This window comes from Microbacterium sp. SW12 (assembly GCF_055391095.1).
This window is the reverse complement of record NZ_AP024335.1, coordinates 169,723-184,231: the sequence shown is the minus strand read 5'-3', so window position 1 is coordinate 184,231 and position 14,509 is coordinate 169,723. Positions and strand designations below refer to the sequence as shown.

Below are 14,509 nucleotides of genomic sequence, written 5' to 3'. Positions count from 1 at the left end.
ACACCTTCCGCGCCGAACCCACACCAATTGGCGCGCGGATGATGTGGGTTGGGGCGGGAAGGTGTGGGTTCGCGAAGAGGGGCCGACGGCTGCGTGGCGGTCGTACCCTGGATGCATGACTTCGGAAACTTCTGGCACCCTGACGATGTTCGGCGCTGACTGGTGCCGCGACTGCCGTCGCACCAAGGCGCAGCTCGACGACCTGGGCGTTGCGTACGAGTACGTCGATCTCGAGGCTGACCCGGCAGCTGCGGATGTCGCGCGCGATATCTCTGGCCGCACGAACATTCCCGTCGTGGTCTATCCCGACGCGACGCACCACGTCGAGCCGAGCAACGCCGACGTCGAGGCGAAGCTGCGCGAACTCGCACTGATCTCGTAGGGACTGACCGCGCCGTGAGACGGCGCTCCACCTCGGGTGGCACGCGGTGCCGCGGACATATGCTGGAGGCACGTCCGAAGGAGCGCGCCCATGCCGTCATCCGTTCGTCCCGCAGCGAACACCGTGGCCGATGCCGCCTCGGTCATCCCGTCGCTCGACGCAGCCATCGAAGAGTTGCGCGCGGGATCCCGCACCTGGAGCGCGCTGACCCTCAGCCAACGGATCCGGCTGCTTCGCAGCATCCGTGCCACCGTTGCCACTGAAGCCGAGGACTGGGCGCTCACCGCGGCGCGAGCGAAGGGCCTCGATCTCGATAGCCCGTTGGTTGGCGAGGAATGGCTGACCGGGCCGTACGCGACAGTCGTCGCGATCGATGCCTACATCGAGACGCTCACGAGTCTGCGGGTCGGCGCCAGCCCGCTCGATCGTCTGCGAGTCAACACCGCTCCCGGGGATCGCGTCCGCGTCCACGCGTTTCCCACCAGCGCTGTCGATGGCCTACTCGTCTCCGGCTTCTCGGGCGAAGTGTGGTTGCGCCCGGGCGTGACCCTCGCTGACGCTCAGCGGAAGGCGGGTCTTGGCCAGCTCCTGCCCAATGAGTCCGGCGGGGTAGGACTAGTCCTGGGCGCAGGCAACATCACCTCGATCCCGGTACTCGACGTCCTCTACGAGCTCATCGCCCACAACCGGGTCAGCATCCTCAAGATCAACCCGACACAGGACCCGCTTGCTCCGGTGTTCGGCCGCGCCCTGGCGCCTCTCATCTCGCTCGGGCTGCTGCGCATCGTGCAGGGAGGCGGCGAGGTCGGCGCTGCCCTCACCGAGCACGCCGGGATCGATCACGTCCATATCACGGGAGCAGCTCGCACGTTCGAGACGGTCGTGTTCGGCCGCACTGCGACGGGCAAGCGGCGCGCCCGCCCCCGACTATCGGTGCCGATCACCGCCGAACTCGGGGGTGTATCGCCGATCATCGTCGTTCCCGGGAAGTGGTCGGATGCTGACCTGCGGTTCCAGGCCGAGCACGTCGCGACAATGCGCCTGCACAACAGCGGTCACAACTGCGTCGCCGGGCAGGTCGTGATCCTCAGCGCGGATTGGGCCCAGCGCGAGCGATTCCTCGCCGAGGTCGAGGCGGCGATGTCCCGCGCACCGCAGCGGCCCGTGTGGTACCCCGGAGCGCAGGCGCGTCTGGCCGAAGTGGCCGACGAATACCCGGGTGCGCGCTGGTCGTCTGGCCACACCCGCGCGGTCATCGAGGTGGGCACGGATGCCGACCCGACACCCATGGAGGCCACCGAGTACTTCGTACCGGCCCTGGGCGTCGTTACGCTTCCCGGCAATGGCCAGGAGTTCCTCGACGCTGCTGTCGAGTACGCGAACGCGCGACTGACCGGAACCCTCGGCGCCAACATCCTCATCGATCCCGACACCGAGGCAGCCCTCGGCGACGGGTTCGAGCACGCGGTCGCGGAGCTTCGCTACGGCACGGTGGCGATCAACACCTGGACCGGTGTCGCGTTCGGCATCCCGACGATGCCGTGGGGCGCGTATCCCGGCGGGACCCTCGAAGACGTCCAAAGCGGCATCGGCGTCGTCCACAATGCACTGCTGCTGGATGACGTTGAACGGGGAGTGATGCGCGGGCCGTTCCGACCGTTCCCCCGTTCGACCGGTGCGCTAATCGGACCCGGCACGTTCTCGGCGCTTCCCCGCCCACCCTGGTTCGTCACGAGCCCCGGCGCGGCAGACGGGGGGCGACTGCTCACGCGGTTCCGCATCCGTCCGCGCCTGACGACTCTGCTCGGCATCCTCGAGTCGGCGTTCCGGTCGTGACCGGCGGGCGCCCGCGGCGCGCGCCGCAACGCGGCGGCGAGTTGGAGGCCGATTACATCATCGTCGGCGCAGGCTCTGCAGGAGCTACCCTCGCCGCTCGCCTGAGCGAGGATCCCCGCGTCACGGTGCTGCTGCTGGAGGCGGGAGGCCCCGACCGCGCCCTGGAGCTGCACGTTCCGGCAGCCTTCAAGAAGCTGTTCCGCAGTGCCTACGACTGGGGCTACGACACTGTCACTCAGCCTGAACTCGAGGGTCGCCGGATCTTCTGGCCCCGCGGCAAGACCCTCGGCGGTTCATCGTCGTTGAACGCGATGATGTGGGTGCGCGGGTTCGCCGCCGACTACGACGAGTGGGCCGAGGCCGCGGGCGAGCGCTGGTCGTGGGATGCCGTACTGCCGGTGCTGCGCCGCATCGAGAACGTGCAGGATGCCGTCGACTCCTCGCTCGGGCGGTCTGGTCCGCAAACGGTGGAAGGACAGCGCGACCCGCGACCCCACACAGCAGCATTCCTCGAAGCCGCTCGCGAACTCGGATACGACATCACCGAGGCGAACCTCCCCACAGGGCAGGGGTTCTCGCAGACGATGGTGACCCAGCATCGCGGCGCCCGCGCCTCGACCGCCGACACCTACCTGCGGCCCGCCGCGGCACGGCCGAACCTGCGCGTCGTCACGAACGCTCACGTCCGTCGCGTGACTTTCGCGGACGCCAGCGATGGCGAGCCACGGGCCACCGGGGTCTACGTCGACATCGCCGGCACGACCCGCCACGCCCGCGCTCGGCGCGAGGTGATCCTGTGCGGCGGCGCGATCAATACCCCGCAGACCCTGATGCTCTCGGGTGTCGGGCCGGCAGCGGAGCTCGCCGAAGCCGGGATCCGTACCCTCGTGGACTCCCCCGAGGTCGGCAAGAATCTGCAGGACCACCTCGTGGCGGGGCTCGCCCCTGCCGCCATAGCCGGCACGCTGTACGGCGCCGAGCGCCCATCGGAGCTCCTGCGCTACCTCGCCACCCGACGCGGCATGCTCACCTCCAACGTCGCGGAGGCGTACGGGTTCGTGCGCACCGATGTCGCATCCCACGCAGGGATGCCCGAGGGCCTCCCCGACATCGAGATCATCTTCGCCGCCGCGCCCTACGTCGGCGAGGGCCTCGTTCCCCTCCCGGGCGAGGGCATCACTGTCGGTGCGATTCTCTTGCGCCCGCGCAGTCGCGGCAGCATCCGTCTCGCCTCTAGCGATCCTCACACGCACCCGCTGATCGACCCCGCCTATCTCAGCGACCCCGAGGGCACGGATGCCGCGACACTGCACGCCGGCCTCGAGGTGTGCGAGCGACTCATCGCGACCTCGGCGCTGGGCGCCGTCACCACGGGCAGCTGGGTGCAGCCCGAGGGCGGCGAGCGCATGACCAGCGCCGAGCGGATCGAGCTGTCGATGCGCCGCTATTCGCACACGCTCTACCACCCCGTCGGCACGGCCCGGATGGGGACGGATGCCGCATCCGTCGTCGACCCGAAGCTCCGCGTGCGCGGCGTCTCGGGCCTGCGCGTGGCCGATGCCTCGGTGATGCCGACGATCATCCGGGGTCACACGCACGCGCCGGCCATCGTGATCGGCGAGATCGCGGCCGATCTCCTCCGCCGGGAGAACCCCGTCAGGACCTCACGCGTTCCCTGAAGTGGGACCATCGGACCAACCTGAGACGAGGCCGACGACTACGCTCTGGGTCATGGCTCCCGACGCGACGCCCACGACAGTTACCATCACCGGCGCAGGCGGCCAGATCGGCTACGCGCTGCTGTTTCGCATCGCCGCCGGCGACATGCTCGGGCCCGACCGGCCGGTGCGGCTGCGACTGTTGGAGATTCCGCAGGGGATGAGGGCCGCCGAGGGCGCCGCACTCGAACTCATGGACGGCGCGTTCCCGCTCCTGACCGACGTCGAGGTCACCGACGATGCTCACGCCGGCTTCGACGGCTGCAACATCGCGCTCCTTGTAGGGGCGCGCCCGCGAACGGCGGGCATGGAACGCGCTGACCTCCTCGAAGCCAACGCCGGGATCTTCGGGCCGCAGGGCGCCGCTATCGGCGCAGTGGCAGCCGACGATGTGCGGGTGCTCGTGGTCGGAAACCCGGCGAACACCAACGCGCTGATCGCCTCGGCATCCGCGCCCGACGTCCCGGCCGAGCGGTTCGCGGCGCTCACCCGCCTGGATCACAACCGTGCCGTTGCGCAAGTCGCCAGTGCCCTGGACCGGCCGGCGGCGAGCATCGAGCGGATGACGATCTGGGGCAACCACTCGGCGACACAGTTCCCCGACGTCGACCATGCCCTCGTCGACGGGATGCCGGCACGTGCCGCCCTGGCTGCGCGACTCGGCGGAGAGGATGCGGCGCTGACCTGGCTGGATGACACCTTCATCCCCCGGGTTGCGAAGCGCGGCGCCGAGATCATCGACGTCCGCGGATCCTCCTCGGTGGGATCCGCCGCGGCTGCCGCGATCGACCACGTCCGGGACGAGACCGCGGGAGTCGCGTGGACCTCTGCCGCGGTCGTCTCCCACGGCGAGTACGGCGTCCCGGAGGGCCTCATCTGCTCGTTCCCGGTGTCATCGGATGGCGCCGGATACCGGATCATCGAGGGGCTCGAGGTCGATGCGCGCGCACGGGCGCGCATCGATGCCTCCGTTGCCGAGCTGGTCTCGGAGCGCGACGCTGTCGCCGCACGAGGGCTGCTGTGACCACACGAGACGCGTTCCTGTTCGTCATCGGCGGGGTTCTCGTCGTCGCGATGACAGCCCGCGTCGCCCCGCGCATCAAGGTTGCGGGGCCGCTCCTTCTCGTGCTGGTCGGGATCGTCGCAAGCTACCTCCCGTTCCTTCCCGACATCAGCGTCGACCCGGAATGGATCCTGGTGGGCGTGCTGCCACCGCTGCTCTACTCGGCGGCTGTCTCGCTCCCCGCTGTCGAGTTCCGCCGCGACCTCCTCCCGATCGCGGGCCTTGCGGTCGTGCTCGTGTTCGTGAGCTCGTTCGTGTTGGGCACGTTCTTCTACTTCGCGATCCCCGATCTCGGGTATCCCCTGGCGCTGGCTCTGGGTGCGATCCTCAGCCCCACGGACGCCGTCGCCACGGCGGTTGCCAAGCGACTGGGCGTATCCCGACGGGTCGTGACGATGCTCGAGGGAGAGAGCCTGCTCAACGACGCGAGCGCACTGGTGATCTTGAACTCGGCAGTGGCCGCATTCGTCATGATCGCCTCGACCGGCCAGGCTCCGCCGGCCATCGACGCGGTCGGCGGGTTCTTCTGGGCAGTCTTCATCGCGATCGTGATCGGCGCGATCGTCGGCTACGCGAACCTCCGCCTGCGATCATGGCTGCGTAGCTCGGCAGCAACGACGGCAGCCGGGTTCATCGTTCCCTTCGTCGCCTACCTCCCCACTGAAGAGCTGGGCGGGTCGGGACTCGTCGCCGCCGTCGTCGCGGGAATCGTCACAGGCCAGGGCGCGTCTCGCTGGTTCACGCCCGAACAGCGCATGTCCGACCGCGTCACCTGGCATACCGTCGAACTCCTCCTCGAGGGAGGCGTCTTCCTCATCATGGGTCTCGAAATGAGCGAGATCGTCACGGGCACCGCCAACGGCATCCACGGCATCGCTCACGGCCTGTGGATCGCGGGGGCGGCCTTCGGCATCCTGCTCGTCGTCCGGACCGGATACGTCGCGCTGCTGGTCTGGGGGCAGGGGCGGCGGCTGCATCCCAGGCGCACCCAGCGACTGAACGCCATCTCAGACCGGATCGATGAGATCGAAGCCGGCGGTCCCGAGCAGTATGGAGACCGCGGCCGCCACATCACCGAGGCCGGCTGGAACCGTCGCCTCGCCAGCTTCCGCCGTCGGATCTCTCGCGCCATGTCCGACCTGAACTACTACCGAGCCGCACCCCTCGGATGGAAGCACGGGACGATCATCGTCTGGTCGGGGATGCGGGGCGTCGTCACGCTCGCTGCAGCCCAAACCCTCCCCGCCGATGCACCCTCGCGACACTTCCTCATCTTCGTCGCGTTCACCGTCGCGTTGACCAGCCTCATGCTGCAGGGCTTCACTCTCCCGGCCCTGGTGCGACTCCTCCGCGTCTCCAACGAAGACGACGAGAACCTCGTGCGATCCGAGCAGCAGCGGCTCGCGCGCGAGATGCACCAGGCTGCACTCATGGCTGCCGATGACGGGTCACTCACGCGCCGCGACGGTTCGCCGTTCGCGGCGGAGTTCACCGAGCGGGTCGGGCCCCTGTTCCTGCAGTCCGGCGAAGCAGAGGATGAGGAAGCGCGCGACATCCTCGAGCTGCGGCTCGCCCTCATCAGGGTGCGCCGGGAGCGACTCATCGAGCTGAGCGGCGGCGGCCAGTTCGGCAGCGCAGCCTTGCGTCGGGCCCTTGCCGAGCTCGACGCTTCGCAGCTGAACGTCGAACTGCGACTGGAGAGCGCGGACTGATACGACACCAGTGGCGCCAGTGTCGACACCGTCAGGCACAATAGCCGTGGAGGCCTCCATGACTGACGATCACGGCGGGCCCGTTGCGGCATCCCCCGGCGCGCACCAGGCGGCGGAGTGTCCGACGTGCTTCGCCCCGCAACGCGCCGACAGCGCGTGGTGGCGAGCGCGCCCCTCCGATGCGCGCCTGGTCGGTGTCGTGGTCTCCCGCGAGGGGATGCCGCCGGTGGTGAGCCAGCGCGACGCGCTGACGCGGTTCGGTGTTCCCATCGAGAACTTTCGCCATCCGTCGCCCGAGACCCTCGAGTCGTGGGAGGACCGACTGGCCCGCCTGTTCGGGCGCCTGCGCCGCGGTGATGTCGTCGTGGTTGCCACGGTGCACGCTCTGGGGCGAGATGTCGGGGAAGAGATCCGCACCGTGGCTGAGCTGCGCCGCCGCGGGGTGATCGTGAAGGTCGTCGACCATGACGCCCCGCACCTGATCGAAACGGGAGTCGCGCTTGCCACACCTGAGCTGACAGACCCCGACGCCGAAACGCCGCGGTAGCGGCTCCAGAGCCGGATTCAGGCGGCTCGCCAGCACCCGTCGAGGTGGTCGTCGACCATCCCGGCCGACTGCATGAGGGCGTACATCGTCGTCGGCCCGACGAATCGGAACCCGCGGCGCCGCAGCGCGCGGCTCAGGGCCTCGGATGCCGCGGTGGTGGCGGGCAGCTCCCTCAGCCCTGTGGGGCGTGGCCGCTCATCGCCTGGCACAGCGAAAGACCACAGCAGCGCGTCGAGCTCCCCGGGCGCCATCTCCGTCACGCGCCTTGCGTTAGAGATCGTCGCCTCGATCTTTGCCCGGTTGCGCACGATGCCGGCATCCGTCATGAGGCGCGCGATGTCGTGCTCGTCGAAAGCTGCGACGGCCTCGGGCTCGAACCCCGCGAACACCTCGCGAAAACGCGGGCGCTTGCGCAGAATCGTGATCCACGACAGCCCCGCTTGAAAGCCCTCGAGGCTCATCTTCTCGAACAGAGCGCGGTCACCGTGCAGCGGCTGGCCCCACTCCTCGTCGTGATAGCGGATGTACTCCGGATCAGCACCGACCCAGCCGCAGCGGGCAAGACCGTCGTCCTCGATGACCAGATCGGTGCGGACCATCTCGGAACTCATGCTCACAGGCTAGGGTCCGCCGCCGACATCCGGGGCGCGCCAGCGGAGGCGCGGGTCACCGGTCTGCTGCAGGGCTCACCCCGAAGCGCGCACGGTAGGCGCGGCGGAAAGTCCCCACGTCGGCAAATCCGCACTCCCGCGCGATTGCCGCAATGGTGCGCGTGCGTGGTGCGGGAGCCAGGAGCATCTGACGGGCCCGGTCCAGTCGCGCCGCGCGAAGGTAGGAGCCGAGCGTGGTGCCGTCGCGCCCGAACTGCTCGTGGACCGTCCGAACCGAGCACCCGAACGCACGGGCGACCTCCGCCGCCCCGAGTCGGGGATCAGCGAGCCGGCTCTCCACATAGGCCTTCATGGTCGCCACCCGGTCAGGCGGAGCGACGCCGCGGGATGCCGCGTCGAGCAGCTCCAAAACCGTGTCGACCATGGCGGTGGCGGCGCCTGCCAGGCGCGCTCTCGTGGCAGCCGCGAGCATGCCCATCTGGGTCCCGAGGAGGGCGCCGACACCGCCACGGCTCAGGGCGTCATTGAGAGCCTCGGGCTCGGCGAGACGACGCCCCACGAGGGACTGCGGAACACGCAGCGATGACAGGCGCAGCCGCCGGTTCTCGCCCACCGTCACCGTGAACGGCTGAGCGTTGTCCAAGACGAGGGCGGATGCCGCCCCGGTAGCCCACTCCCGGCCACCCTGCTGCAACCCCCAGGGTGTCGTGCTGTGATTGATGAACAGCGCGTCGTCGGGCACGTGGCGGATCGAACTCCGCGTGCGGTCGGCCCACACTGCCGGCGTGTCGATCATCCCGAGCGATGCATCACCCAGGTCGTACGTCGCGAAGTCGGCGTCGAAGCTCGGCCGCTCGGGGCGCCGCGGCAGGACGCCCACGTAGACCTCCGCGATGGCATCACAGAACAGGTCGTGACCGCTCCATCCGGGCATCCCTCTGGTGGATCCCTGGATCGTCGGGCCCCACTCTGCAGCCATCGCCACTCCTTCGCACCGGGCGCCACTGCCCGCGCGGACACTCGCGAATACGTTGAGACCCTAACCCGATCCCTCGAGAAAGGACACTGATGTCCCGCCCTACTCTGCTCCTGGTCCACGGCGCTTGGCACGGCTCCTGGGCCTTCGAACCGCTGACCAGCATCCTGATCGATCGCGGCTGGACCGTGAAAACCGTTGATCTGCCGACCGTGCACGCCGACGACAAGGCGACGCTCACACTGCAGGATGACGCGGATGCCGTCGCCGCAGCCATCGACAGCATCGATGGCCCGGTTGTCGTCGTTGCGCACTCGTACGGCGGTGTTCCGACGACGCAAGGCGCCACCGACCCGAAGGTCGCCCACATCGTCTACATCGCGGCCTTCGCGCTGGACGAGGGCGAGTCACTGCTGGGTGCGGTCGGCGGGGTCGCGCCGGACTGGTGGGTCATCGATGGCCCGCTGTCAACGGCCGGCAACGACGAGCTACCCCCGCACACGCTCTTCTTCAACGACATGAGCCAGGACGAGGCTGACCGCGCGAGTTCGCGACTGCTCTCGCAGGCGGTGCAGCCGTTCTCCGACACGCTCACCCAGGTGGCCTGGCGCGACCGGCCCACCACCTATCTGATCACCGAGGACGACACGGTCTTCCCGGTGGTGGCACAGGAAGCCCTTGCAGCACGGGCAGGATCGCAGACCGCGCGACTTGCCTCGAGCCACTCGCCGTTCCTGTCGCAGCCGGATGCCGTCGCCGATGTGATCGAGAAGGCAGCGCAGAGCGTCGCCTAGCGCGGCGAGGTGGGGCGCTGCGCGCGAGCGCCGCGCCTCACCGACCGGACTTGGCTACCTTCTCGGGGATCGGTGCCGACCCGTCGGCTGCCTGGCGCGCGTAGTAGTCGGCAGCCTCGTCCTGACGCGCCTGCTCTGCACCGGACGCGATGGGTGCGCGAACATGCTCGGGTTCGTACCCGAACGCGTCGACGAGCTCCTGGGCGTGGGGCCGCAGCCGGCGTAGCAGCCGGTCGATGTACCGGGTGACTGCAGCGGCTCGCTGGTTCGACAGGCGCCCATTGATGAGATACCACGACAGGTGCTTCTCGATGAGGGTCAGGCCGAACAGGTCACGCAGCCACGTGAGCACCTGCTTCGTGTCGGCATCCTCGATGCGGTTCACGGCATCCGTGAACGCCTCCCACTGCAGCAGCTCACCGTGGGCGCGACCGGCCTCGATGAGCTCGGCCTGGTTCTCGTTGAACAGGGCCGCGGCATCCGTCTTCGACATCTTGGAAGCCGGGCGCAGCCGCCCTGCGATGTCGGAAACCATCTGCTGGACGCGGTCGCCGAGCAGCTCGTGCTGTTGGTCGCCCCGAAGCCCGCGCTCGACAGCGCGAGCGGTAGAGCCGAAGTCGGTGACGACCTGGCCGAACTGGCGCAGACCCGCGCCGTGGACGACGTTGCCGGCAGTCTGACCCACGGCGAAGCGGGCGAGGGATGCGGCATCCTTGCCCTTGAACTGCTTGGCGTAGTCCGACAGCAGCCGCTTGCCGACCAGCTGCAGCAGCACGTTGTTGTCGCCCTCGAAGGTGACGTAGATGTCGAGGTCGGCGCGCAGCGCGGTGAGGCGGTTTTCGGCGAGGAAGCCCTGACCGCCGCAGGCTTCGCGCGCCTCCTGAATCGTGTCGAGTGCGTTCCAGGTCGAGAGCGCCTTCAGCGCCGCGGCGAGCGTTTCGAGATCCTCGCGCTCGTCGGGAGTGTCGGTGCGACCGCTGAAGACGCCGTCGAACATCTGCAGGAGCTCGTCGTGCGCGAAGGCCTGCGCGTAGACCTGCGCGAGCCGGGGCAGCAGCCGACGCTGGTGCTTGCCGTAGTCCAGGAGTGTGACCTCGGGGGTTCCAGCACCGTTGTCGAACTGACGACGCTGATTGCCGTACGTCACCGCGATCGTGAGCGCGAGGGCGGATGCCCACGTCGAGGCGCCATCGAGCGAAACGCGCCCCTGCACGAGCGCGCCGAGCATCGTGAAGAAGCGTCGGCCGGGGCTGTCGATCGGGCTGGAGTAGGTGCCGTCGGGCGCGACATCGCCGTAGCGGTTCAGCAGGTTCTCGCGCGGGATGCGGACCTGGTCGAAGTGCAGGCGACCGTTGTCGATGCCGTTGAGCCCGCCCTTGACGCCGTCATCCTCGCCGCCGACACCCGGCAGGAAGGTGCCCTCGTCGTCGCGGATCGGCACGAAGAAGCAGTGCACGCCGTAGTTCACGCCGCCGGTGATCAGCTGTGCGAACACCGTCGCCGCCTTGCCATGCAGCGCGGCATTGCCGAGGTAGTCCTTCCACGCTCCGCGGAAGGGAGTATGAATGACGAACTCTTCGGTCTCGGGGTCATAGGTCGCCGTCGTGCCGATCGCCGAGACATCCGATCCGTGCCCGGTTTCGGTCATCGCGAAAGCCCCGGGCAAGTCGAGCGAGATGACGCCGGGAAGCCACTTGTCGTGGTGCTTCTCGGTGCCCAGCTGATAGATCGCCGAGCCGAAGAGCCCCCACTGCACGCCCGACTTGATCTGCAGGCTCGGGTCGGCAAGCACGAGCTCCTCGAAGCCGGCGAGGTTGGCCCCGTTGTCTTCGAGCCCGCCGTACTTCTTGGGGAATGCGCGGCGGGATCCGCCAGCGTCAACCAACAGATGCAGCTGGCTGAGGACCCGCTCGCGGTGCTCTTGCATAGACAGGCCGTTGATCTGCCAGAACGCCGGGTCCTTGATCATCTCGCGGGCTTCGCGCCGGGTGTCAGCCCACGTGCCAAGCAGCATCCGCGTGACCAGTTCGGCGTCGATGTGCGGTTCGGCGGTGGGTGTTTCGGACGGACGGACAGCAGCGTCGACCATGAGATCACCTCTCGATGAGGGGGAAGAGAACGTCAGGGTCCACGGTAGGCATCCCACAAAGACGGCTCAAATCGCTTCACGATGCCTACAACAAGGGTCGACGACGTCGGACCGGATGGTTGTGGTGTTGCGACAGGGCGCTCCGGAAGCCTCCAGCCGGATGCCGCCTCACTCGCTCCCCTCGCGTTGCACCCACCCCACGGCGCGCTCGGCGACCGTTGCCACAGCCTCGGTGACATCGACCACCACGCCCGCCTCGTCGTCACCGAGCGGTTCGAGCGTGGCCAGCTGCGAGGCCAGCAGCGCCGGGGGCATGAAGTGTCCGGTGCGGGCGAGCGCCCGGGCGCTGAGGAGCTCCGGATCACCGGTGAGGTGGACGAACACCGTGTGAGGAGCACGTGCGCGCAGGCGATCCCGATACGACCGCTTCAGCGCGGAGCACGCGACGACGACACCGGACGCCTCTGCGACGGCGCTGTCGGGCACCTCTCCGCCCGTGGAGCGCAGCGCCAGCCGGTCGCCGACCAGGTCGAGCCACGGCATCCTGTCGGCATCCGTCAACGGAATGCCCTGCGACATCTTCGCGACGTTCTCGGCTGGATGCAGGTCATCGGCGTCGACGAACGGGAGGTGGAGGCGCCGGGCGATCTCGATCCCGACCACCGACTTGCCGCTCGCACTGACTCCCATGACAACGATCGCGGTGCCGGGTCGGGTCATGGGGCCAGCCTACGGGGCGCCTCGCACTGGCTCGTTGCGGGACTGAACGCCTCCGGGTTGTCGAGTCAGGCGTGAGCGGCGACGACGGCGAGGACGGCGTCGCCGTAGGCATCCTTCTTCTTCGCCCCGATGCCGGTGATCCCCTCGAGTCCCGCGGCCGAGGTCGGGCGGGTGGCGGCCAGCGCGCGCAGGGTCGCGTCGCCGAAGACGACGTAGGCGGGCACTCCCTGCTCGCGCGCGGTCTCGGCCCGCCACGCCCGCAGCGCCTCGAAGAGGTCGCGGTCAGCCGGGGCGACATCAGTCGCGGCGGTCTTGCGCACGCGCGCCGATCCCACGCGTCCAGCGACATCGCGCCGAAGGGGCACCGCCTGTTCGCCCTTGAGCACGGGGCCAGCCGCCTCGCCGAGAGCGAGCGTGCCGTACTCACCGCGGGCGACCAGGATGCCCCGGGCAAGGAGCTGGCGCACGACGCTGCGCCAGTCCTGGTCTGACAGGTCGGACCCGATGCCGTAGGTCGCGAGGCTCTGGTGACCGAGCTGGCGGATCCGTTCGGTGTCGGCGCCGCGCAGGATGTCGATGAGCTGCCCCGCCCCGTACGCCTGGCCGCGCTCGCGCTGGAGGCGCACGATCGTGGAGAGCAGCTTCTGGGCCGGGACGAGTCCGTCCCACGTCTGGGGCGGCTCGAGGCACGTGTCGCAGTTGCCGCAGGCCTCGGCGGGCTGGCCGAAGTACCCCAGCAGATTCACCCGCCGGCACTCGACGGTCTCGCAGAGGGCGAGCATGGCATCCAGGTGCTGATGCTGGCGGCGCTTGCGGGCAAGATCGCCCTCGCCGCCGTCGATGAGGCGCCGCTGCTGCACGACATCCGCGAGGCCGTACGCCATCCACGCCACCGACGGCTCACCGTCGCGGCCGGCCCGACCGGTCTCCTGGTAATAGCCCTCGACCGATTTCGGCAGGTCGATGTGGGCGACGTACCGGACGTCGGGCTTGTCGATGCCCATCCCGAAGGCGATAGTCGCGACCATGACGACGCCGTCTTCGCGCAGAAACCGCTGCTGGTTCGCGGCACGGATGGCGGCATCCAGCCCCGCGTGGTACGGCAGTGCGTCGATACCCTGACCACGCAGGTACGCCGCGGTCTGCTCGACGCTCTTGCGGCTCAGGGCGTAGACGATGCCGGATGCGCCGGCGGGCTGGGCGCGCACGAACGCGGTGAGCTGGCGGCGCACGTCGGTCTTGGGCTCGATGCGGTACTGGATGTTGGGACGATCGAAGCTCGCGACGAAGTGGCGGGCGTCGGGAAGGCGAAGCCGATCGGTGATCTCGCGGTGGGTCTCACGCGTTGCGGTAGCGGTGAGCGCCATGCGGGGGACACCGGGAAAGCGCTCGGCGAGATCACCGAGAGCCAGGTAGTCGGGTCGGAAGTCGTGGCCCCACTGCGACACACAGTGGGCTTCGTCGATAGCGATGACGCTCAGCCGCCCGCGCTGCAGGAGTGCCGTCGTCGCGGCGCCCGACAGACGCTCGGGGGCGACGTAGAGCAGGTCGAGCTCACCGCTCAGGTACGCGCGCTCGGTGTCGGCGCGCTCGGGCGCTGACTGCGTGGAGTTCAGCGCCGCAGCTCGCACGCCGTTGGCGCGCAGCGCCTCGACCTGGTCGTGCATGAGGGCAATGAGGGGCGAGATCACCAGGCCCGTGCCCTCGCGCACGAGCGCGGGAACCTGGTACGTGATGCTCTTGCCGCCGCCGGTCGGCATCAAGACGACGGCATCCCCGCCCGCGGTGACATGGTCGACGATGTCGGCCTGGTCGGCGCGAAACGAGTCGTATCCGTACACCTCGCCCAGCACGGCGAGCGGATCTGCACCTGCGAACGAGCGGGCGGGAGCCGCAGGTGCGGCCTGGATGCCGGCGGCGGCCGGCGCCCAGTCCTCGGGCGGCTCCTCGCCGTCGGGAGGTGGCGCGAGATCGTCGGGATCCCACACCAGATCGGCGTAGGGGTCTTCGGGCGTGCTCACCGCTCCACCGTATCCGGCGCCGCTGACGCTGCCACGGCCA

General features: G+C 69.1%; 12 protein-coding genes. 7 read left to right on the top strand and 5 right to left on the bottom strand.

The features are described from left to right. The first annotated feature begins 115 nt into the window (after positions 1–115). From MICSW_RS00910 to MICSW_RS00885, 6 genes are all read left to right on the top strand, one after another. On the top strand, positions 116–382 hold the full coding sequence (locus MICSW_RS00910) for a glutaredoxin family protein (RefSeq protein WP_228179334.1): 267 nt from the start codon (positions 116–118) through the stop codon (positions 380–382). 90 nt (positions 383–472) lie between these two features. After that, positions 473–2,218 (top strand): aldehyde dehydrogenase family protein, encoded by a 1,746-nt coding sequence (locus MICSW_RS00905; RefSeq protein WP_464496493.1) that lies wholly within the window; start codon positions 473–475, stop codon positions 2,216–2,218. Then, positions 2,215–3,897: a GMC family oxidoreductase gene (locus MICSW_RS00900; protein ID WP_464496492.1), complete on the top strand. Its 1,683-nt coding sequence runs from the start codon at positions 2,215–2,217 to the stop codon at positions 3,895–3,897. Before MICSW_RS00905 ends, MICSW_RS00900 begins: the two co-directional genes overlap by 4 nt. Positions 3,898–3,949: 52 nt before the next feature. Further along, on the top strand, positions 3,950–4,960 hold the full coding sequence (locus MICSW_RS00895; RefSeq protein WP_228179337.1) for a malate dehydrogenase: 1,011 nt from the start codon (positions 3,950–3,952) through the stop codon (positions 4,958–4,960). After that, positions 4,957–6,711, top strand: coding sequence for a cation:proton antiporter (locus MICSW_RS00890; protein WP_464496491.1), 1,755 nt, complete (start codon positions 4,957–4,959; stop codon positions 6,709–6,711). Before MICSW_RS00895 ends, MICSW_RS00890 begins: the two co-directional genes overlap by 4 nt. Before the next feature lie 58 nt (positions 6,712–6,769). Continuing rightward, complete coding sequence (locus MICSW_RS00885) at positions 6,770–7,258, top strand: recombinase family protein (protein WP_228179339.1); 489 nt, start codon at positions 6,770–6,772, stop codon at positions 7,256–7,258. Positions 7,259–7,275: 17 nt separating this feature from the next. On the opposite strand, the gene MICSW_RS00880 is transcribed toward MICSW_RS00885, so the two are convergent. Then, a complete protein-coding gene (locus MICSW_RS00880; RefSeq protein ID WP_464496490.1) occupies positions 7,276–7,869 on the bottom strand; it encodes a DNA-3-methyladenine glycosylase I in 594 nt (197 codons plus the stop codon). Positions 7,870–7,924: 55 nt separating this feature from the next. Further along, entirely contained in the window at positions 7,925–8,848 is a 924-nt protein-coding gene (locus MICSW_RS00875) for an AraC family transcriptional regulator (RefSeq protein WP_464496489.1), read from the bottom strand. Positions 8,849–8,937: 89 nt separating this feature from the next. On the opposite strand from MICSW_RS00875, the gene MICSW_RS00870 reads away from it, so the two are divergent. After that, complete coding sequence (locus tag MICSW_RS00870; protein WP_292732423.1) at positions 8,938–9,639, top strand: alpha/beta hydrolase; 702 nt, start codon at positions 8,938–8,940, stop codon at positions 9,637–9,639. A 37-nt stretch (positions 9,640–9,676) separates the two neighbouring features. Here the strand turns inward: MICSW_RS00870 and MICSW_RS00865 are convergent, their stop codons facing one another. From MICSW_RS00865 to recQ, 3 genes are all read right to left on the bottom strand, one after another. Continuing rightward, entirely contained in the window at positions 9,677–11,728 is a 2,052-nt protein-coding gene (locus MICSW_RS00865) for an acyl-CoA dehydrogenase family protein (protein WP_228179342.1), read from the bottom strand. A 168-nt stretch (positions 11,729–11,896) separates the two neighbouring features. Continuing rightward, complete coding sequence (locus MICSW_RS00860; protein WP_292727394.1) at positions 11,897–12,448, bottom strand: gluconokinase; 552 nt, start codon at positions 12,446–12,448, stop codon at positions 11,897–11,899. A gap of 65 nt (positions 12,449–12,513) precedes the next feature. Beyond that, positions 12,514–14,469 carry a DNA helicase RecQ gene (recQ, locus tag MICSW_RS00855; RefSeq protein WP_292727396.1) on the bottom strand — a complete coding sequence of 652 codons (1,956 nt, stop codon included), beginning with the start codon at positions 14,467–14,469 and terminating at the stop codon, positions 12,514–12,516. Positions 14,470–14,509 lie beyond the last annotated feature (40 nt).

Excerpts from the sequence above, each read along its gene's own strand:
- MICSW_RS00910 (WP_228179334.1), top strand. The coding sequence starts at position 116 with ATGACTTCGGAAACTTCTGGCACCCTGACGATGTTCGGCGCTGACTGG.
- MICSW_RS00905 (WP_464496493.1), top strand. The coding sequence starts at position 473 with ATGCCGTCATCCGTTCGTCCCGCAGCGAACACCGTGGCCGATGCCGCC.
- MICSW_RS00895 (WP_228179337.1), top strand. The coding sequence starts at position 3,950 with ATGGCTCCCGACGCGACGCCCACGACAGTTACCATCACCGGCGCAGGC.
- MICSW_RS00885 (WP_228179339.1), top strand. The coding sequence starts at position 6,770 with ATGACTGACGATCACGGCGGGCCCGTTGCGGCATCCCCCGGCGCGCAC.
- MICSW_RS00880 (WP_464496490.1), bottom strand. The coding sequence starts at position 7,869 with ATGAGTTCCGAGATGGTCCGCACCGATCTGGTCATCGAGGACGACGGT.
- MICSW_RS00875 (WP_464496489.1), bottom strand. The coding sequence starts at position 8,848 with ATGGCTGCAGAGTGGGGCCCGACGATCCAGGGATCCACCAGAGGGATG.
- MICSW_RS00870 (WP_292732423.1), top strand. The coding sequence starts at position 8,938 with ATGTCCCGCCCTACTCTGCTCCTGGTCCACGGCGCTTGGCACGGCTCC.
- MICSW_RS00865 (WP_228179342.1), bottom strand. The coding sequence starts at position 11,728 with ATGGTCGACGCTGCTGTCCGTCCGTCCGAAACACCCACCGCCGAACCG.
- MICSW_RS00860 (WP_292727394.1), bottom strand. The coding sequence starts at position 12,448 with ATGACCCGACCCGGCACCGCGATCGTTGTCATGGGAGTCAGTGCGAGC.